This is a genomic window from Pseudomonas sp. JQ170C (assembly GCF_035581345.1).
GTDB lineage: Bacteria > Pseudomonadota > Gammaproteobacteria > Pseudomonadales > Pseudomonadaceae > Aquipseudomonas.
The window spans coordinates 4,239,343-4,259,350 of record NZ_CP141608.1; the positions used below are offsets into that span (position 1 = coordinate 4,239,343).

The 20,008-nt window shown below is 61.7% G+C and carries 14 protein-coding genes; 9 read left to right on the plus strand and 5 right to left on the minus strand.

Annotation, left to right across the window (positions count from 1 at the left end):
• The first annotated feature begins 167 nt into the window (after window positions 1-167).
• Entirely contained in the window at window positions 168-791 is a 624-nt protein-coding gene (locus U9R80_RS19245) for a response regulator transcription factor (protein WP_301841692.1), read from the plus strand.
• 8 nt (window positions 792-799) lie between these two features.
• Window positions 800-4,450, plus strand: coding sequence for a transporter substrate-binding domain-containing protein (locus U9R80_RS19250; RefSeq protein WP_442964916.1), 3,651 nt, complete (start codon window positions 800-802; stop codon window positions 4,448-4,450).
• 39 nt (window positions 4,451-4,489) lie between these two features.
• Here U9R80_RS19250 and U9R80_RS19255 read toward each other — a convergent pair whose 3' ends face one another.
• A complete protein-coding gene (locus U9R80_RS19255; RefSeq protein ID WP_028945882.1) occupies window positions 4,490-4,834 on the minus strand; it encodes a YggL family protein in 345 nt (114 codons plus the stop codon).
• Window positions 4,835-5,037: 203 nt separating this feature from the next.
• Between U9R80_RS19255 and dacB the strand changes: the two genes are divergently transcribed.
• Window positions 5,038-6,504, plus strand: coding sequence for a D-alanyl-D-alanine carboxypeptidase/D-alanyl-D-alanine endopeptidase (gene dacB, locus U9R80_RS19260; protein WP_301841694.1), 1,467 nt, complete (start codon window positions 5,038-5,040; stop codon window positions 6,502-6,504).
• Between the two features lie 9 nt (window positions 6,505-6,513).
• Here dacB and U9R80_RS19265 read toward each other — a convergent pair whose 3' ends face one another.
• Window positions 6,514-8,910, minus strand: a complete 2,397-nt coding sequence (locus U9R80_RS19265; protein WP_301841695.1) for a sensor domain-containing diguanylate cyclase — start codon at window positions 8,908-8,910, stop codon at window positions 6,514-6,516.
• Between the two features lie 100 nt (window positions 8,911-9,010).
• Window positions 9,011-11,218 carry a bifunctional 23S rRNA (guanine(2069)-N(7))-methyltransferase RlmK/23S rRNA (guanine(2445)-N(2))-methyltransferase RlmL gene (gene rlmKL, locus U9R80_RS19270; RefSeq protein ID WP_301841696.1) on the minus strand — a complete coding sequence of 736 codons (2,208 nt, stop codon included), beginning with the start codon at window positions 11,216-11,218 and terminating at the stop codon, window positions 9,011-9,013.
• Window positions 11,219-11,758: 540 nt separating this feature from the next.
• Between rlmKL and rmf the strand changes: the two genes are divergently transcribed.
• Window positions 11,759-11,974, plus strand: coding sequence for a ribosome modulation factor (gene rmf / locus U9R80_RS19275; protein ID WP_010223328.1), 216 nt, complete (start codon window positions 11,759-11,761; stop codon window positions 11,972-11,974).
• Between the two features lie 97 nt (window positions 11,975-12,071).
• Here the strand turns inward: rmf and U9R80_RS19280 are convergent, their stop codons facing one another.
• Window positions 12,072-13,094 (minus strand): quinone-dependent dihydroorotate dehydrogenase, encoded by a 1,023-nt coding sequence (locus tag U9R80_RS19280; RefSeq protein WP_301841697.1) that lies wholly within the window; start codon window positions 13,092-13,094, stop codon window positions 12,072-12,074.
• Between the two features lie 151 nt (window positions 13,095-13,245).
• On the opposite strand from U9R80_RS19280, the gene U9R80_RS19285 reads away from it, so the two are divergent.
• The 5 genes from U9R80_RS19285 (at window position 13,246) to cobA (ending at window position 18,881) form a co-directional block, all read left to right on the plus strand.
• Entirely contained in the window at window positions 13,246-14,460 is a 1,215-nt protein-coding gene (locus U9R80_RS19285) for a CmpA/NrtA family ABC transporter substrate-binding protein (protein ID WP_301841698.1), read from the plus strand.
• A gap of 15 nt (window positions 14,461-14,475) precedes the next feature.
• Window positions 14,476-15,051 carry an ANTAR domain-containing response regulator gene (locus tag U9R80_RS19290; RefSeq protein ID WP_028945876.1) on the plus strand — a complete coding sequence of 192 codons (576 nt, stop codon included), beginning with the start codon at window positions 14,476-14,478 and terminating at the stop codon, window positions 15,049-15,051.
• Between the two features lie 171 nt (window positions 15,052-15,222).
• Complete coding sequence (locus tag U9R80_RS19295) at window positions 15,223-16,434, plus strand: nitrate/nitrite transporter (protein WP_301841699.1); 1,212 nt, start codon at window positions 15,223-15,225, stop codon at window positions 16,432-16,434.
• Between the two features lie 9 nt (window positions 16,435-16,443).
• A complete protein-coding gene (locus U9R80_RS19300) occupies window positions 16,444-18,114 on the plus strand; it encodes a bifunctional protein-serine/threonine kinase/phosphatase (RefSeq protein ID WP_301841700.1) in 1,671 nt (556 codons plus the stop codon).
• 29 nt (window positions 18,115-18,143) lie between these two features.
• Window positions 18,144-18,881 (plus strand): uroporphyrinogen-III C-methyltransferase, encoded by a 738-nt coding sequence (cobA, locus tag U9R80_RS19305; RefSeq protein WP_301841701.1) that lies wholly within the window; start codon window positions 18,144-18,146, stop codon window positions 18,879-18,881.
• A gap of 57 nt (window positions 18,882-18,938) precedes the next feature.
• On the opposite strand, the gene U9R80_RS19310 is transcribed toward cobA, so the two are convergent.
• Window positions 18,939-19,976: an OmpA family protein gene (locus tag U9R80_RS19310; protein WP_301841702.1), complete on the minus strand. Its 1,038-nt coding sequence runs from the start codon at window positions 19,974-19,976 to the stop codon at window positions 18,939-18,941.
• Window positions 19,977-20,008: the final 32 nt, after the last annotated feature.

Here is a 20,008-nt window from a genome sequence, read left to right on the forward strand (position 1 = left end):
ATCCGGATTGACATTAGTGTATTCCGAGAAGACTTGTAATCCATAACTGCTATTTAAGTAAGACTTTTCCCATTAAGGCTATATCCACCCTTCCCTTCATGTGCGCTCTCCTATAACTGCGTTATGGTGCAAACCTTACCCATGGCACATTAACTGGAAAGTTCAACATGCACTCAGTTTTCATTGTCGACGATCACCCGGTCATTCGCCTGGCGGTACGAATGCTCTTGGAGAATGAAGGCTACCGCGTTGTCGGAGAGTCGGATAACGGCGTGGACGCCATGCAGATGGCCCGCGAATGCCTGCCAGACTTGATCATCCTCGATATCAGCATCCCAAGGCTGGATGGCCTTGAGGTGCTGTCGCGCTTTCACTCCATGGCCGTACCCCTGAAAATCCTGGTACTCACCGCACAATCTCCCGCACTCTTCGCTATTCGCTGCATGCATTCCGGTGCCGCCGGCTATGTGTGCAAACAAGAAGACCTGAGCGAGTTACTCAGTGCAATTAAGGCGGTACTGTCCGGCTACAACTATTTCCCGAGCCAGGCAATCAACCAGCACCCAGGCAACAACGACCCGCACGAACTGGAACTGTTCAAGCACATCAATGATCGGGAATTGATGGTATTGCAACTTTTTGCCCAAGGCAGAAACAATAAAGAAATTGCCCAGGGCATGTTCCTCAGCAACAAGACCGTCAGCACTTACAAAAAACGCCTGATGCAAAAACTCAAGGCCAATTCGTTGGTGGAACTCATTGAAATGGCCAAACGCAACTCCCTGGTTTGAGGCGGGCCATGCGAAGTTGCAGACTTTCACGTTGTCTGTTGAGCGTACTGGCCAGCCTGTTGATGGGGTTGGCGGTACACGCAGATGAAACCCAACCCGTTTCATACAACTTGCTCAGCCGTACCCCCCCGGTTCCTTTTTCCCTTGCCCTGGACGCTGCGCAACGGCAGTGGATCAACCAGAAGGAGGCCCTGGTACTGGGCACATCGGCGCCGGACTACCCCCCTTTCGACATGACCGCCAGTGGCCGTGACTACGAGGGGCTGACCGCCGATTATGCCGGGATCCTGAGCAGCACACTGGGCCTGCCGATCCGCGTGCGGCGCTTTGCCAATCGCCAGGAGGCGGTACGAGCCCTGGTCCAGGGCAAGATCGACCTGCTCGGCAGCGCCAATGGCTTTGAAGCTGCCACCCCCGGCGTAGTGCTTTCCAGGCCTTATGCCGTGGACCAACCGGTACTGGTCACCCGAGAGGACGAAAACCGTCCCCTCGATACCGGCCTGGCCAACTTGCGCTTGAGCATGGTCTACCACTACCTGCCACTGAACGAAATACGGGCCAATTACCCCGAAGCGAGGATCCAGACCTACCCTTCCTACCAGAACGCCCTCAATGCCGTCGCCTTCGACCAGGCCGATGTCTTTCTCGGTGACACCATCTCCACGCACTACATGATCAACCAGGGCCATCTTCAGAACGTCAAGATGGCCAATTTCGGCAAACATGAGCCCGAAGGATTCAGTTTCGCCGTGCAGCAGAACAATCACGAACTGCTGAAGTTGATCAACGCGACCCTCGAGAACGTCTCCAGCAATACCCGCGAAGCCATCTTCAAGCGCTGGAGCGTTGGCAGCGATGTGCTGTTGACCGATCGCAAACTGCAGCTCTCGCTGTGCGAAGAGCGCTGGTTGAGCAAACACCCGGTGGTGCGCGTCGTGGTCAACGAAACCGCAGCACCCCTTACCTTCTTCGACAGCAATGGCAACTTTCGGGGTATCGCTGCCGACTTGCTTGAACTGATCCGCCTGCGTACCGGCTTGCGCTTCGAGGTCCAGCGCGCTTCAGGTGTCAGTGACATGATCGAACGCCTGAACAACAACCAGGCCGATGTCATCGCTGCCATCGCCCCAAATACCCACGCAAGCAACCTGACCATCAGCCGCCCCTACCTGGAAAACTCCTATGTCATGATGACCCGCCAAGGCCCGGACCAACCGGGTTCTGTCGCACAGTTGAAAAACCGGCGCGTCGCCCTGGTGCGCGGCAGTTCCCTGGCTGAAACCCTGTACAAGCAGGCGCCCGGTGTCCAGTTGGTAGAAACGGAAAGCACCAACAACGCCGTCTCCCTCCTCACCAATGGACACGTGGATGCCGTGGTCACCGCCCTGATCACAGCCAATTTCAGCCTGGCGTCCCATCCGGGGTTGACCATTCGCGCAACCGTCGGCGCCGAGCCTGCAACCTTTTCCATGGCCACGGCAGGCACCGTGCCGGAGCTGGCCTCGATCCTGGACAAGGCGCTGCTGAGCATCGCGCCGGAGGAACTGGGGGTCATCAATTCCCGCTGGCGGGGCTATCGCACCGAGACCGATGCCTATTGGCACAAGTACCAGAACCTGATCCTCCAGGTCATCCTGTGCACCAGCCTGCTGCTGCTCATATCGCTGGCCTGGAACGCCCGCATGCGTCGACAGATCAAGCAACGCAAAGCGGTCGAACGCGCCTTGAGCGATCAGCTTGAGTTCATGCGCGCACTGCTGAACGGAACGCCGCACCCCATGTATGTACGTGATCGCGAAGGGATGTTGCAAAGTTGCAACGACAGTTACCTGGAAGCGGTCGAGCTGCAGCTGGACGAGGTTCTGGGCAAAGGCATCGAGGACGGGGTGTTGAGCGACTTCAACTTTGCCGGCCAGATGCAGAGTGACTACCAGAAAGTGATCAACGAAGGCGTCCCGCTGATTGTTGATCGCCCCTTGCTGCTCAAAGGCAAGGAGCTGACCATCTACCACTGGATCCTGCCGTACCGGGACTCACTGGGAGAAGTGCAAGGCATCATCGGTGGTTGGATCGATATCAGCGAACGGCGCCAACTGGTCCAGGACCTGCGCCTGGCCAAACAGCAGGCCGATGATGCCAACCGGGCCAAGAGTACCTTCCTGGCCACCATCAGCCATGAGATCCGCACGCCGATGAACGCCATCCTCGGCATGCTCGAACTGACCCTTGAGAAAGCAGGCCAGGGGCACCTGGATCGCTCGGCCGTCGAAGTGGCCTACAACTCGGCCAAAGACCTGCTGGCGCTGATCGGCGACATTCTCGACATTGCCCGGATCGAGGCCGGGCACCTGACCCTGGCGCCGGAGCAGGTCAACCTGGTCGATCTGGTGGAGTCGGTTGGCCGGGTGTTCGATGGTGTGGCACGGCAAAAAAACATACGCCTGCTGCTCGAAATCGCCCCCGCCGCCCACTGCAACGTGCTGCTGGACCCTCTGCGCTTCAAGCAGATCCTGTCGAACCTGGTCAGTAACGCCATCAAATTCACCGAACAAGGCCAGGTCATCATGGATCTGGCCCTGGAAACAGACAATGCGTCAGGTGCCCAGCGCCTGGAGCTCACCGTGCAGGACAGCGGCATCGGTATTCGTGAGCAGGATCAACACCGCCTCTTCCTGCCGTTCGCCCAAGCTGATCCTGATAGCGAGCTGGCACGTAGCGGTACGGGCCTGGGCCTGGCAATCAGCCGCGACCTTTGCCACATCATGGGGGGGAGCCTGACCTTACACAGTGTCTACGGTGAAGGCACCCGTGCGCATATCAGCATTCCGTTGAACGGTACGGCCAGCGATCCCGATACACCGGCACCCGATCCCGAGCCTTGCGCCGCGGTCTCCGGGCTGAAGGTCCTGGTCGTCGATGATCATCCCGCCAATCTCTTGCTGATAACCCAGCAGTTGAACTACCTGGAGCTACCGCACCGCAGTGCCGACAACGGCCTGGAGGGGCTGGATCTCTGGCGGCAGGAGCTTTTCGATGTGTTGATCGTCGATTGCAACATGCCCCACATGAACGGCTATCAATTTGCCCAGGCCGTCCGTGCGCACGAACAGGAAGCGGGCTTGCCGCCTTGCACGATCCTTGGCTATACCGCCAACGCCCAACTGGAGGTGCGTGAGCGCTGCCACCAGGCGGGCATGGATGATTGCCTGCTCAAACCCATCAGCCTCAAGGCTCTGGGCATGCGCCTGGCCAAAGCCCACCCCCTGCCACCTCGCCCGACGCCTGCACCGCTGTTCGATCTGGACGCCCTGGAACCGGTTGTCGGCGATAGTGCTGCCGACCTGCAAAGACTGCTGGAAAAACTGCACTGCAACTTTGCCAAGGACCGGACCAGCCTTGAAGAACTCGACCCGAGCCATCAAGCCGAACAGTTGATGAACGAGGCACACCGGATGCTTGGGGCGGCGCGGATCATCCAGGCAGACACGCTGATCAATGCCTGCGAACAACTGGAGTCTGCTTGCGAAGCCAAACTGCCCACCGCTACGCTTGAACAACTTCAGCAACAGCTACTGATAGCCACAACAGCTGTAGAGTCGGCGCTGGAACAGCACTTGCTCGAAAACTTCTCAAGCGAAGCGACGGCAAAAACCGGATAAAAAAACGGCGGCCACTGGGGCCGCCGTTTTTATCAGGCATCAGGCAACCGGATTGATCGGCTTTTCCGGATACCAGGCGTCCAGCAGCGGGCTGACTTCGATTTTGGTCAGTTCGTTGCGACCTTTGAGCCAGCTTTCAACAGCAGCGCGCTGTTCTTCGCTGACCGAGCCACGCGCAGCCTTGCAGACCAGACCGAAGTCATCGCCGCCAACGTAGTCCAGACCATTGGCATCCATGGCTTCATCGAGGAAAGCATCGAGGAAGGCATCAACGGCTTCGTCGGACAGATCTTCCTTGAACTCCAGGTTCAGCTCAAAACCCAGCTCCTGGAATTCATCCACGCAGAGTTTTTTGCGCAGACGGCGGGAACGGTTAGTGGCCATGAAACAATCCTCTTGAGTATTAACGCGCGGCACTTTACCAGTTTCGCCGCAAGGTTGCCGGAATAAAAGCCGATAAGCCGCCCTTTTGCACTGCCCCATCGCCCCCCGCCTTGGGGCATAATGCGCGCTATATTTTTTCTAACCGGGGCCTTCACCTTTTCTCGCTCCGACATTCTCCCCTCGCTCGCAGGGTTTTATTGCACATGATCAAATCTCTTCGCCCTTTTCTCCTCGCCGGCCTGTTGCTGCCAGTAGCGCTCTCCACTCAAGCGGCCGCGATCAACACCACCCTTTCACCGAAAGTCCAGCAAGCGCTTAAAACCAACAAGCTGCAGGATTCGGCGTTATCGCTGGTAATGCTGCCATTGAACGGCCCGGGCACTCCCACCGTGTTCAATGCCGATGTATCGGTCAATCCGGCCTCGACCATGAAGTTGGTCACCACCTACGCCGCTCTGGAGCTGCTCGGCCCGACCCATCAATGGAAAACCGAGTTCTACAGCGATGGCCCGCTGCGTAACGGCACTTTGCAAGGCAATCTCTATCTCAAGGGCGGCGGCGATCCGAAGCTGAACATGGAAAAGCTCTGGCTATTGATGCGCGACCTGCGTGCCAATGGCGTGCAAACCATCAGTGGTGATCTGGTGCTGGACCGCAGCCATTTCGTCCAGCCCGTACTCCCGCACTTCAATGACGATGGTGGCGACGTAAACAAACCCTTTCTGGTCAAGCCCGACTCGTTGCTGATCAACCTCAAGGCCCTGCGCTTCGTGGCCCGCAACGACGGCGGCAAGGTACTGGTGTCCGTCGAACCGCCGATCGCCACGATCCGCATCGACAACCAGGTCAAAGCGGTCAACAGCAAGCAGTGCAGCGGCGATGTACGCTACAACCCGGTGACCCAGGCCGATGGCAGTGTCAGCGTGACCGTCAGCGGCCAGCTGGGTGATGGCTGCAACTCGCAAACCTACCTGTCGCTGCTCGACCACCCGACCTATGCTGCTGGCGCAGTACGGGCGATCTGGAGCGAACTGGGCGGCACCATCCAGGGTCGCGACCGCATCGACGCCGTGCCGAAGAGCGCTCGTCTGCTGGCCCGCGCCTTCTCGCCCGATCTGGTCGAGATCATCCGCGACATCAACAAATACAGTAACAACACCATGGCCCAGCAACTGTTCCTGAGCCTGGGTGCGCGGTTCCGTACCGACGCCGACGGCGATGATGCCCGCGCCGCACAGCGCGTGGTGCGCCAGTGGCTGGCGAAAAAGGGCATTACCGCCCCGCACCTGATCATGGAAAACGGCTCCGGGCTGTCCCGCGCCGAACGGGTGAGCACCCGGGAAATGGCCGCCCTGCTGCAAGCCGCCTGGAAGAGCCCCTATGCCGCCGAGTTCATCAGCTCGATGCCGCTGGTAGGTATGGACGGCACCATGCGCAAGCGCCTCAAGCGCACCGCCATGACCGGTGAAGCGCATATCAAGACCGGTACCCTCAACACGGTGCGCGCCATCGCCGGCTTCAGCCGCGACAGCAACGGCAACACCTGGGCCGTGGCGGCGATCCTCAACGACCCTAAACCCTGGGGCGCCTCGGCCGTGCTCGATCAGGTACTGCTGGACCTGTACCGCCAGCCAAAACTGGTCAATAGCACCGCAGCCGTCCAACCCTGATGTGACGGCTCAGGGCAGCTCGGCCTCGACCCGGTCGCGGCCGCCCTGCTTGGCCGCGTACACCCCGGAGTCGGCGCGCAGCAGCAAGGCATCGGCGCCCTCGCCTGGGCGCCAGCCGGCCACGCCGAAGCTGGCCGTGACAATCCCCACCCCCTCTACCGGCACACTGCGCAGCCCCTGCCACAGCTCCATGGCCAGCGAATGCGCCTGGGCGACATTGCTGCCCGGACACAACACCATGAACTCTTCGCCACCCAGGCGACAGAACACATCAGTGCGCCGCAGCCGGTGGCTGATACGCTGGCACAAGCTGCGCAGCACATGGTCGCCCACCGCGTGGCCGAACTGATCGTTGATCCGTTTGAAATGATCAATGTCCAGCATGATGACGGCCAGGTCCTGCTGGTCGCGATGGGCACGCTCCAGTTCCGTCTTCAGCCGCTCCTGGAAATAGCGTCGATTGTGGATGCCGGTCAAGGCGTCCGTCACCGACAACGCCCGCAGCTCTTCCTCGACCCGCTTGAGATCGGATATATCCGTGACATAGCCGTGCCAGAGCGTCCCGCCATCATCCATCGGTTCCGGGGTTGCCTCCCCCCTGACCCAGCGCAACCCGGCCAAGGGCAACAACACCCGGTACTCTTCGCGCCAGGGCGTCAGGTGCTCGGCCGAGTAGCGGATCGACGTACGTACCCGCCCCAGGTCATCCGGATGAATACGATCAAACACCGCCGTAGCATCCAGGCGCAGCAGGCCGGGTTCGATTTCGTAGATGTCCCGCAGCCCTTCGCTGGCATAGCTGAAGCACGAGCTGCCATCCGGGCGCAGACTGAACTGATAAATACCGCCGGGCACCTCGGCACTGAGCTTGTCGAGCAATCGGTCACGGGCCGCCAGGGCGTCATGGATACGTTTGCGCTCGGTGACATCAATGCAAATCGCCAGGTGCCCCACCCACAGGCCATGCTCGTCCAGCACCGCCGTCACCAGCATGTTGGCCAGCAAGTGGCTGCCGTCCTTGCGCTGCAGGGTCCATTCACCCGGCTCGCTGCCGCCTTCCTGGATAGTTTCGGCGAACATCGCCTGGGCCAGGGTGACCTCGCGGCCATAACGCACGCTCAAGGCCCTGGCCCGCTGCTGCAACTCCTCGGGCGACACCAGGGCTTCCAAGGTCAGGCTGCCCACGGCCTCAGCGCTGGTGTAGCCGAGCATGCGTTCGGCGCCGGCGTTGAAGGTGCTGATCACCCCGCGCAGGCTGGTGGCGATGATCGCAACCTGGGTCGCAGCATCCAGCACACTGCGCAATTGATTGTGGGTGTTGCGCAAGGACTGTTCGCTGACGCGCAACTCGCCCGTACGCTGCTCGACCAGGGTCAGGGCGCGCTGACGCTGGCTGAACAGACTGAACAGCAAGGCACTGAGCATCAGGCTGAGCAATCCACCGAGAAAAGCCACTGCGGGCACCGCCGACGACCGATTGGCCTGCATGAACGCCTGGCTGGGGCGTATATCCAGTTGATAGTCGTGGTCCGCCAGATGCAGCAGATGGCTGGCAGCCAGCGCTGTCGTTGCGCTCTGGTTGCCTGACTGGAACAGCACCTCATGCTGGGTGTCCGGCCCGGTCAAGTCGCGGATGCGTACCACCAGATTGTCCTGGGCGGCGTTTGGCAGCCCTTCGGCCATCAGTTGGCGCATGCTGATGATCGCCATGACATAGCCTTGCGGCTCTCGCGCAAGCTGCTGGGCCGCGAACACCGGGGCCGCCATCAGTACGCCACGGGCGTAAGCCGGGTCGACATCGGTTAGCGTCAGTGGCGCCGACACAGCCATGCTGCCCGGTTTCGAGGCACGCTGCAGCGTATCCTGGCGCAGGGCCTGGGAAAGCAGATCCAGGCCAAACGGCTGACGTTGCCAGGCCAGGGCCTGAGTAAACAAGACGGGGTAGTAATAGGGCCGCTCAGGGGAAGCCAGCACGGCACCGCTGTCGGTCAGTTGAAGGATTTCATAGCGCATGCCCAACATCTTGCTGGCGCGCTGCTCGAAATCGTGGCGCTGCGCTGCAAGCACACGGGGCGCCCACGAATAGGCCTGGGTGCGATGCAACAACGGCCGTGCATAACCGTTGAACTCTTCCAGGGTGATCTCGTTGGCAAAAACGAAGAACCGGCGCAGGCCATCCAGGCGCTGCACCTGATCCTCGAAGCGTTCTTCGATACGGCTGTAGCGCTCACTGGCGAGCAACTCGAAGCGTTGGCGCAACTGCTGCTGGTACAACTCGTGAGTGGCCAGCGCCAGTAACGCAGTCAACAACCCCCCGGCCACCAGCGCCACAAGGGCAACCAGCCAGGCAGACACTTCTTCGCTGACAAAGCCGAGCATTTTTGGACGAACGCCATGCATCGACATAGACAACACTCATAACGCCAGCATGCAGCGTTTCCCGGACCCACCTTCAGTTATAGCCATTAGCCATTAATGAAGCAATCAGGTCCGGGAAAGATCCTGCTCAGCGTGCCTGGATGCGCCAGGCCCGATGGATCTTGGTGTTGCGAGCGAAGTCCGGGTCCAGGGTCTGGGCCGTGATCTCCTCCACCGCATAACGCTCGGCCAGGTGCTCGTCGAGCTGGAACTTGCGGAAGTTGTTGGAGAAGTACAGCACCCCGCCCGGCGCCAGGCGGGCTACCGCCAGGTCAAGCAGTTCGACGTGGTCACGCTGGACGTCGAACACGCCTTCCATGCGCTTGGAGTTGGAGAACGTTGGCGGGTCGATGAAAATCAGGTCGAACTCGTCGCGGCAGGCTTGCAGCCAGGCCATGACATCACCCTGCTCCAGACGGTTCTTGTCGGAGAAGCCGTTGAGCGACAAGTTGCGCCGTGCCCAGTCCAGGTAAGTACGCGAAAGGTCGACGCTGGTGGTGCTGCGCGCTCCGCCCTTGGCGGCGTGGACACTGGCCGTGGCGGTGTAGCAGAACAGGTTGAGGAAGCGCTTGCCGGCCGCCTCGCGCTGGATGCGCATGCGCATCGGGCGGTGGTCGAGGAACAGGCCGGTGTCGAGGTAGTCGGTCAAGTTGACCAGCAACTTCACGCCCCCTTCGTTGACCTCCAGGAACTGCCCCTGGGTGCTCTGGCGCTCGTACTGGCGGGTACCGCTCTGGCGTTCGCGACGCTTGACCACCACCCGGCTCTGGTCGATACCCAAGGCCTGGGGAATGGCGGCCAGGGCATCGAACAGACGGGCCTGGGCTTTCTCCGGATCTACCGAGCGCGGCGCGGCGTATTCCTGGACGTGGACCCAATCCTGGTAGAGGTCGATCGCCAGCGCGTACTCGGGCATGTCGGCGTCATACAGCCGGTAGCAACTGACCTGCTCGCGCTTGGCCCACTTGCCCAGTTGCTTGAGGTTCTTCTGCAGCCGATTGGCGAACATCTGCCCGCCTTCGCTCAGGCGCGCCGGCTCGCTGGCCACTGCGGCGGGAGAGCGCTGGACTTCATTGCCGTTACCCGTGCTATCGCGCTCAGGCTGGCGGCGCTCGCCGGTGACGAACTGGTCCGGCTGAACCTTGATCAGCAACAATTTGCACGGCAAGGCGCCGTTCCAGAAGGCGTACTGCTTGTGGCTGCGGATACCCATGCGCTTGCCCAGGTCCGGGGCACCGGTAAACACCGCCGCCTCCCAGTTCAGGCAAGCCTGGCGCAGGCGCTCGCCCAGGTTCTGGTAGAGGTACAGGAGGCTGGCTTCGTCACCCAGGCGCTCACCGTAGGGCGGGTTGCAGATCACCAGGCCTTTCTGGTTCTGGTCGGGACGCGGCTCGAAGGTGCCCACTTCACCTTGGTAGATCTTCACCCAGTCGCTCAGGCCCGCACGCTCGACGTTGTTGCGTCCCGGCTGGATCAGCCGCGGATCAGCCTCGTAACCGCGAATCCACAGCGGTGGACGGGCCAGGCCAGCCTGGGCCCGGGCCAGTGCCTCGTCATGCAGCTTGCGCCACAGCGCCGGCACGTGGCCGAGCCAGGCACTGAAGCCCCAGCGTTCGCGCTTGAGGTTCGGGGCGATGTCGGCAGCGATCATCGCGGCCTCGACCAGGAACGTACCCACACCGCACATCGGGTCGGCCAGGGCGCCCCCTTCGGCGGCAATGCGCGGCCAGCCAGCACGGATCAGGACAGCGGCAGCCAGGTTTTCCTTGAGCGGTGCGGCACCTTGCTGCAAGCGGTAGCCACGCTGGTGCAAGCTGTGACCGGAAAGGTCCAGGGAGAGAATGGCTTCGCCGCGCTCCAGGCGCAGATGAACGCGCAGGTCCGGGTTGAGCTTGTCGACCGACGGCCGCTCGCCATCGCGGGTACGCAGCTTGTCGACAATGGCGTCCTTGACCTTGAGCGCACCGAAGTGGGTGTTGTCGATGCCCGAGCCATGCCCGCTGAACTCCACGGCCAGCGAGCCGCTTGGCTCCAGATGATCCTGCCACTCGACCTCGTGGATACCGTCGTAGAGGTCATCGGCGTTCTTCATGTTGAAGCGCTTGAGCACCAGCAACACGCGGTTGCCCAGGCGTGACCACAGGCACAACCGATAGGCGGTTTCCATGTCGGCCGAGCCGCGGATGGCGGAGGTGTGCTCGCGCACCTCTTCAAGGCCAAGGCCGCGGGCTTCTTCGGCAAGCAGGCCTTCAAGGCCTTTGGGGCAGGTAAGGTAGAGTTCGAAACGGTCCGACATGAGGTATCCAGTGCCTTGAGCAAAAAGTGGAGGACAAGCGCATTGCCCTGCCGATGTTTAATCGAACGCCTTTCCAGCGAGCGCTCGAATGGCACTGCATCAGTGCCGGGCCACCCGGAAAACCCGACCTTCCACCTGGGGTAAAAAGTCTTTGATTGCCGGGCAGAATGAAAATTTCACGATTGTCAGGGTGAAAAATGACCCTTCGTCGTAATGACTGCCTTGTTACAAATTATCTCTCGGCAATGGCCAAGTGACTTCAATTCTTATCAAACCCTGATCATAGCGGGCTTTGCGTCAAATCCTTCTCTGACGCAATTATTTACTTATCCTTTGACCCTCAGAAACGTTACGTCCTTATGACAAAACGATCATTCACACTGTGTCGTGCATTGGTTAGAACTCATCTCAGGTTGTCACCGCAACGGGGCAACACTTTCGCTCGCGACGCCGGCAGCGAGCGCAAACCGGCAGAACGATTCTGCCCGGCCTCCTAGAGGCCGACGGGACATTACAGTCAACAAGTGAGGGCAACACCCTATGAGAAGACTTAAGCGTGATCCGTTGGAACGAGCATTTTCACGTGGCTACCAATATGGGGTCACCGGCAAATCCCGCGAGCTTTGCCCCTTTACTCTACCGTCTGTACGCCAGGCATGGATCAATGGCTGGCGCGAAGGACGCGGCGACAACTGGGACGGTATGACCGGCACTGCGGGTATTCATAGACTCAACGAACTTCACGCCGTTGGCTGAACGAGGATCTGAATTCGATTAACCATGCGCGCCCCATCCGGGCGGCGGGCTAAGGCCCAGGGGCCCCTTCAAGGGGCCCTTTTTTATGCCCGTGCCGTTAGCGCGGCAGCGCGGCGATAGCGTCGACAGCCTCGCGAATCAGCGCAGGCCCCTTGTAGATGAACCCCGAGTAGATCTGCACCAGGCTGGCGCCGGCAGCGATTTTCTGCGCGGCATGCTTGCCTTCGGTGATCCCGCCTGCAGCGATGATCGGCAACTTGCCGCCCAGCTCGCCCGACAGCACCTTGACGATATGCGTGCTCTTCTCCAGCACTGGCGCTCCCGACAAGCCACCGGCTTCATCGCCAAACGGCAGGCCTTCGACCCCTTCGCGGCCCAGGGTGGTATTGGTGGCGATCACCGCGTCCATGCCCGACTCGACCAGGGCACTGGCCACCAGTGCCGTTTCTTCGTCGCTCATGTCCGGGGCGATCTTGATCGCCAGGGGAACGTGCTTGCCATACTGCCCGGCCAGTTGCCCACGGCGCTCGGCCAGTGCGTCGAGCAACTGCTTGAGCGAGTCGCCAAACTGCAGGCTGCGCAGGCCCGGGGTGTTGGGTGAGCTGACATTGACGGTGATGTAGCTGGCGTGGTCGTAGACCTTGTCCAGGCAAATCAGGTAGTCGTCCACCGCACGTTCGACCGGGGTGTCGAAGTTCTTGCCGATGTTGATACCCAGTACGCCGCGGTACTTGGCCGCCCGTACCCGGTTGATCAGGTTGTCGACGCCCAGGTTGTTGAAGCCCATGCGGTTGATGATTGCTTCGGCCTCAGGCAGGCGGAACAGTCGCGGCTTGGGATTGCCTGGCTGCGGACGGGGCGTCACCGTACCGATCTCGACAAAACCGAAACCCAACTGGGCAAAGCCGTCGATGGCCGCACCGTTTTTGTCCAATCCTGCCGCCAGCCCTACCGGGTTGGCGAACTCCAGGCCCATGACCGTCACCGGCACAGAAGCCGGGGCTTTGGTCAGCAACCCGTTCAGGCCCAGGCGGCCACCGGCGCCGATGAGGTCCAGGGACAGGTCATGGGAGGTCTCCGGGGAGAGCTTGAACAGCAGCTGGCGGGCCAGGGTATACATGGGCGGGCTTAGCTCGACGTGAGTGAGGGGGGCGATTATAGCCGTGGCGTCGTCCGGGGGACAGGGCCGCCTTGGCATATGCGTTGCTTTGTCGACAGTAACGCCAGCCTCGCAAACGGCACGGCCTGACCTTCGATACAGGCGCGACACTGTGAACAACGACTTCCCCCCTACTCCCCTGGCCTGGGTCAACGGCAGCGATGCGCCAGAGAAGCACAGCCTGGACATCGGCTTCATGGCCCTGAGCGACTGTGCCTCGGTGGTGGTCGCCGCCACCCAGGGCTTTGCCCAGCCTTACGGGCTGACCCTCAACCTCAAGCGCCAGAGCTCCTGGGCCGGGCTGCGCGACAAACTGGTCAGCGGCGAACTGGATGCCGCCCACAGCCTGTACGGACTGATCTATGCCGTGCACCTGGGCATTGGCGGCACCAGCGCCACCGACATGGCGGTGCTGATGGGGCTGAACCAGAACGCCCAGGGCATCAACCTGTCTTCAGCGTTGCAGCGCCAGGGCGTGACCAGTCCCGAGGCACTGGAGCGCTTCGTGCACCAAAGCAGCACAAAACTGACCTTCGCCCAGACCTTCCCCACCGGCACCCATGCCATGTGGCTGTATTACTGGCTGGCCAGCCAGGGCATCCACCCGCTGCATGACGTCAACAGCGTAGTGGTGCCTCCGGCACAGATGACTGCCCACCTGAAGGCCGGGCGCATCGACGGCTTCTGCGCCGGCGAGCCGTGGTCGGCCGACGCTGTCGAACAGAGCAACGGCTTCACCCTGGCCACCAGCCAGTCGATCTGGCCCGATCACCCGGAAAAGGTCCTGGGGTGCACCCGCGCCTTTGTCGAGCAATACCCCAACACGGCCCGGTCCCTGGTCATGGCCATTCTGGCGGCCAGCCGCTTTATCGAGCACAGCCCGGAAAACCGCCGCAGCACGGCGCAACTGCTCAGTGGCAAGGCCTACCTGGACGCCCCCCTCGCCAGCATCGAACCGCGCCTGCTCGGCGACTACCACGATGGCCTGGGCAATCACTGGCACGACCCCTGCGCCCTGAGCCTGCACGATCAGGGGCGCGCCAACCTGCCCTACCTTTCCGATGGCATGTGGTTCATGACCCAGTTCCGCCGCTGGGGCCTGCTACGTGAGGACCCGGACTACCTCGGCGTGGCCCGGCAGGTGCAGCAACTGGCGCTGTACCGCGACGCCGCCAGCGCCCTTGGTGTGCCCTGCGACGTCCGGAACATGCGCAGCAGCCTGTTGATCGACGGCATCGCGTGGGACGGTAGCGACCCGGCCGCCTATGCCCGCAGCTTCCGCCTTCACGCGCTGGCCGACTCACCCGCCGCGCTTGCCCACCACTGACAGGGAGACGCCACGATGTTGCGAATCCTGTTGATCGATGACACCGAGAAAAAAGTCGGGCGCCTGAAGGCCGCGCTGGTCGAGGCGGGTTTCGAGGTGATCGAAGAGTCGGGGTTGACCATCGACTTGCCGGCGCGCGTCGAAACGGTGCGTCCGGACGTTGTGCTGATCGATACCGAGTCACCCGGCCGGGATGTCATGGAGCAAGTGATCCTGGTCAGCCGCGACCGGCCACGGCCGATCGTCATGTTCACCGACGAGCACGACCCTGGGGTGATGCGCCAGGCGATCCAGGCCGGGGTCAGTGCCTATATCGTCGAGGGCATCCACGCGGCCAGGCTGCAGCCGATCCTGGACGTGGCCATGGCCCGCTTCGAGAGCGACCAGGCGCTCAAGGCCCAGCTGCAGGCACGCGACCAGCAACTGGCTGAACGTAAACGCATCGAACTGGCCAAGGGACTGCTGATGAAAATGAAGGACTGCAATGAAGAGCAGGCCTACACCCTCATGCGCCGCCAGGCGATGAGCAAGCAACAGAAGCTGATCCAGGTGGCCGAACAGATCATCGCGATGAGCGATCTGCTCGGCTGAACCGGCGTTGGCCCGGCTCTTGCTAAATCATCTTCACAGGTAGCCAACGGCGGTTGCCCCCTCACGACAAAGACGTCGCTCCCCACCCGCAACAGCGGGTCGGGTGGCGACGTCTTTTCGTTTCTGCCCCTTGAGGGCGCGACTGCAGTGCAACGTTCAACGAGGTGTTCGATGAATACGAGTTTCTGGAAGTCCGGGCATATCCCCACGCTGTTCGCCGCCTTTTTGTATTTCGACCTGAGTTTCATGGTCTGGTACCTGCTGGGCCCGCTGGCGGTGCAGATCGCCACCGACCTGCAACTGACCACCCAGCAACGCGGCCTGATGGTGGCCACGCCGATCCTGGCGGGGGCCATCCTGCGCTTTGTCATGGGGGTGCTGGTGGATCGCCTGTCGCCCAAGACCGCCGGCCTGATTGGCCAGGTGATTGTCATCGTCGCCCTGTTCTGTGCCTGGAACCTGGGCATCCACAGCTATGAGCAAGCGCTGCTGCTGGGCGTATTCCTGGGTGTGGCCGGCGCCTCGTTTGCCGTCTCGCTGCCGCTGGCCTCGCAGTGGTACCCGGCCCAGCACCAAGGCAAGGCCATGGGCATTGCCGGTGCAGGCAATTCCGGCACAGTGTTCGCCGCCCTGCTTGCGCCCGTGCTGGCCGCAAGCTTTGGCTGGAACAATGTATTCGGCTTTGCCGTGATCCCCCTGGTACTGACCCTGTTGCTGTTCGGCCTGCTCGCCCGCAACGCCCCGCAACGCCCCAAACCCAAGGCCATGGCCGATTACCTCAAGGCCCTGGGCGACCGCGACAGCTGGTGGTTCATGTTTTTCTACAGCGTCACCTTTGGCGGCTTCATCGGCCTTGCCAGCGCCCTGCCCGGCTACTTCAACGACCAGTACGGCCTGAGCCCGATCACTGCCGGCTATTACACCGCTGCCTGCGTGTTTGCCGGCAGCCTCATGCGCCCCCTGGGTGGCGCCCTGGCAGATCGCTTTGGCGGTATTCGCACCTTGCTGGCGATGTACACCGTGGCCGCTGTCTGCATCGCTGCGGTGGGCTTCAACCTGCCAAGCTCGATGGCGGCACTGGCGTTGTTCGTCAGCGCCATGCTCGGCCTCGGCGCAGGCAATGGCGCGGTGTTCCAGTTGGTGCCCCAGCGCTTTCGCCAGGAGATCGGGGTCATGACCGGCCTGATCGGCATGGCCGGTGGGATTGGTGGTTTCCTGTTGGCGGCGGGCCTTGGGGCAATCAAGCAACACAGCGGCGACTATCAACTGGGGCTGTGGCTGTTCGCCAGCCTGGGCGTACTGGCGTGGTTCGGCCTGTACGGCGTCAAGCAACGCTGGCGCACCACCTGGGGCTCGGCAGCCGTCACCGCGGCACGGGTTTGAGACAACGCCATGAGCCTGCAACTGAGCTTCGCTCAAGCCAGCGCCACGGGCCCCAGGGAGCAGAACCAGGATGCCCTGCGTCTGGTCACGCCCAACGCAGAGCTGGCCGCCAGCAAAGGCTACCTGTTTGCCCTGGCCGACGGTGTCAGCCAGTGCGCCGACGGCGGCCTGGCAGCGCGCGCCAGCCTGCAGGCCCTGGCGCTGGACTACTACGCCACCCCGGCCACCTGGAGCGTGCCACAGGCCCTGGACAAGCTGCTGCTGGCCCAGAATCGCTGGTTACGGGCCAACGGCGGCGGGCAACCGCTGCTGACCACCCTGAGCGCCCTGGTGATGCGTGGCCGGCGCTTTACCTTGGCGCACATCGGCGACTGCCGGGTGTATCGCTGGCAAGATCAGCAATTGCAGCGCATCAGCCAGGACCATGTCTGGGACCAGCCGGGCATGCAGCACGTACTCAAGCGCGCCCTGGGCCTGGACCAGCATCTGCTGGTGGACTACCTGGAAGGCGACATGCGCCCAGGCGAGTGCTTTGCTCTCCTCAGCGACGGTATCTGGGCGAGCCTGAGCGAAACCCAGATCACGTCGGTGCTGCGTGAGCAACCTGACTTGCAGGAGGCTGCACAGACACTGGTCAGGACAGCCCACTTATGCGGCAGCCAGGACAATGCCAGCGCGCTACTGGTGCGGATCGAGCAATTGGGCACGGCATCCCTTGGCGATGCCTTGGCCCAGCATCAGCAATGGCCGTTGCCACCCGCGCTGCGCATCGGCCAGGGCATCGACGGCTGGCAGGTCGAGCAGCCACTGGGGCACAGTCGTCAGTCGCTGTTGTATCGGGTACGCGATCACCAGCAAAACCCCTGGCTGTTGAAAACCCTGCCATTGACGCGGGAGAACGAGCCCGGCGCCCTGCAGGGCCTGCTGTTGGAGGAATGGTTTCTACGGCGCATGGCAGGCCGCTTTTTTCCGGAAGTACATGTGGCCGGCCAGCGCCAGCACCTGTATTACGTGATGCGTGAATACCGCGGCCAGACCCTGGCCCAACTGCTGAAACAGTCCGGCCCGCTGCCGCTGGCGCAGTGGCAAGGGCTCGCCCAGCAACTGCTCCAGGCCGTTGGCATGCTGCATCGGCGCAACATCCTGCATCGCGACATCAAGCCCGAAAACATCCACCTGGACGAAAAAGGCCAACTGCGCCTGCTTGATTTCGGCCTGGCGTATTGTCCCGGCCTCTCCGAGGACCGCGCCCATGAGTTGCCGGGCACACCCTCGTTTATCGCCCCCGAAGCATTTGAAGGCCAGGCGCCGAGCCCGCGGCACGACCTCTACAGCGTCGGTGTGACGCTGTTCTACCTGCTCACCGGTCAGTACCCCTACGGCGAAATAGAAGCCTTCCAGCGGCCCCGCTTCACCCAGCCGGCCAGTGCCGCAAGGTTTCGCCCCGATGTGCCGGAGTGGCTGGAGCAGAACCTGACCCAGGCCGTTGCAGCCGACCCGGCCCAGCGCTTTGAAACTGCCGAGCAGTGGCTGTTGTTGCTTGAGCAAGGCGAACGCCAGCCGCTGACGCTACGGCCACGCCCGTTGCTTGAGCGTGAGCCGATGAAAGTCTGGCGCGGCCTGGCATTGCTGTCCTTGTTACTGAACCTGATTCTGCTGATCAGCCTGCTAAAGGGCTGACAGCCTCCGTTGCCGATGAGGAATACCCGATGAATGCAAAAGTCTGGCTGATTGGCGCAGGTCCCGGTGATCCGGAATTGCTGACACTCAAGGCCGTGCGCGCCCTGGGCGAGGCCGAAGTGGTTTTGATCGACGATCTGGTCAACCCACTGATCCTGGAGCATTGCCCACAGGCGAGGGTCATAGCCGTGGGCAAGCGCGGCGGCTGCCGCTCGACGCCCCAGGCGTTCATCCAGCGCCTGATGTTGCGCTATGCCCGCCAGGGACGCTGCGTGGCACGGCTGAAGGGGGGCGATCCGTGCATTTTCGGGCGTGGCGGTGAAGAGGCAGCCTGGCTGCACGACCATGGCATCGAAGCCGAGCTGGTCAATGGAATTACTGCCGGACTTGCAGGAGCCACCCAGTGTGGTATCTCCCTGACCCTGCGCGGTGTCAGCCGCGGCGTGACGCTGGTAACCGCCCATACCCAGGACGACAGCCCGCTGAACTGGCAAGCGCTTGCCCAGGGCGGTACCACCCTGGTGGTGTACATGGGCGTCAGCAAACTGGATGAGGTGCGCCAAGGCTTGATGGAAGGTGGCATGTCGGCTGATACACCGGTGGCCATGATCGAGAACGCATCCCTGCCCCAACAACGCGAACAACGTAGCACCCTGGCCCACATGACCGAGGACGCTGCCAGCTTCGAGCTGTGCAGCCCGGCCATCCTGGTGATCGGTGAGGTGGCAGGCCAACACGCGGCTGGGCTGATCCAACTGAGCGCCTGAATCGCAGGCAAAGAAAAGCCCGGCCTAGGCCGGGCTTTTCAGTAGCGCTTGGACCAATTACTTGGCTTGGGCTTCTACTTGTGCTTCTACGCGACGGTTAACAGCGCGACCAGCGTCGGTGGCGTTGTCAGCAACCGGACGGGTTTCACCGTAGCCAACCGACTCAACGCGAGTCGACTCAACACCGTACTCGTTGGTCAGAACTTGCTTAACGGCGTTTGCACGACGCTCAGACAGTTTCTGGTTGTAAGCGTCAGGACCGACGGAGTCAGTGTGACCTTCAACAGTGGTGGTGGTCTGTGGGTACTGCTTCATGAAGTCAGCCAGGTTTTTGATGTCACCGTAGCTGTTCTGCTTGACGACCGACTTGTCGAAGTCGAACTTGACGTCCAGCTCAACACGTACGACTTCAGCAACAGCTGGGCAGCCGTCAGCGTCAACGGTAACGTTGGCTGGGGTGTCAGGGCACTTGTCGACGTTGTCGCAAACGCCGTCGTTGTCGCTGTCGGAGCAGACTTCAGCTACTGGAGCTGGAGCTGGAGCAACCTTGCCGCCGCTGCCACCGAAGTTCAGACCCAGACCGAGGGATGGACCCCACTCGGTGTTGCCGTTGTCGATGTTGTACATGGCTTCAACGCCGGCACGGGCGAAGAACATGTCGGTGATGTACCACTTGGCGCCAGCGCCAACGTTGGCGAAGGTGGAGTGGTCACGGCCGTTGTTGAAGCTCTGGCCCAGGCTTTCGTGCGCGAAACCAGCCGAGACGTAAGGACGTACTGCGTCGCCTACGGTGCCCAGGTGGTAGGTAGCGTCCAGCTTGGCCTTGGAACCTTTGATGTCCTTGTTGAAGACATCGCCACGAACGTTGTGAGTTTCGTTGTAGCCCAGATCCAGCGACAGGTCGTCAGTCAGGAAGTAACCGAGGCGAACACCAGGGTTGGTGCCGTCGTTCTGAAAATTGCGCTCGCTATCGTAGTACTGCTTGGTAACGTTGCCTTCAATTTCGACCGCGCCTTGGCCTTGTGCCAGAGCGCCGAGCGAAGTTGCGGCTACAAGAGAACCAATGGCCAAGCCCAAGGTGTTTTTCAATTTCATCCGTTAAATCCCCATCTGGTGATAGTTAAGCA

Coding starts and splice junctions, on each gene's coding strand:
- U9R80_RS19245 (WP_301841692.1), top strand. CDS start 168: ATGCACTCAGTTTTCATTGTCGACGATCACCCGGTCATTCGCCTGGCG.
- U9R80_RS19250 (WP_442964916.1), top strand. CDS start 800: ATGCGAAGTTGCAGACTTTCACGTTGTCTGTTGAGCGTACTGGCCAGC.
- U9R80_RS19255 (WP_028945882.1), bottom strand. CDS start 4,834: ATGGCCACTAACCGTTCCCGCCGTCTGCGCAAAAAACTCTGCGTGGAT.
- dacB (WP_301841694.1), top strand. CDS start 5,038: ATGATCAAATCTCTTCGCCCTTTTCTCCTCGCCGGCCTGTTGCTGCCA.
- U9R80_RS19265 (WP_301841695.1), bottom strand. CDS start 8,910: ATGTCGATGCATGGCGTTCGTCCAAAAATGCTCGGCTTTGTCAGCGAA.
- rlmKL (WP_301841696.1), bottom strand. CDS start 11,218: ATGTCGGACCGTTTCGAACTCTACCTTACCTGCCCCAAAGGCCTTGAA.
- rmf (WP_010223328.1), top strand. CDS start 11,759: ATGAGAAGACTTAAGCGTGATCCGTTGGAACGAGCATTTTCACGTGGC.
- U9R80_RS19280 (WP_301841697.1), bottom strand. CDS start 13,094: ATGTATACCCTGGCCCGCCAGCTGCTGTTCAAGCTCTCCCCGGAGACC.
- U9R80_RS19290 (WP_028945876.1), top strand. CDS start 14,476: ATGTTGCGAATCCTGTTGATCGATGACACCGAGAAAAAAGTCGGGCGC.
- U9R80_RS19295 (WP_301841699.1), top strand. CDS start 15,223: ATGAATACGAGTTTCTGGAAGTCCGGGCATATCCCCACGCTGTTCGCC.
- U9R80_RS19300 (WP_301841700.1), top strand. CDS start 16,444: ATGAGCCTGCAACTGAGCTTCGCTCAAGCCAGCGCCACGGGCCCCAGG.
- cobA (WP_301841701.1), top strand. CDS start 18,144: ATGAATGCAAAAGTCTGGCTGATTGGCGCAGGTCCCGGTGATCCGGAA.
- U9R80_RS19310 (WP_301841702.1), bottom strand. CDS start 19,976: ATGAAATTGAAAAACACCTTGGGCTTGGCCATTGGTTCTCTTGTAGCC.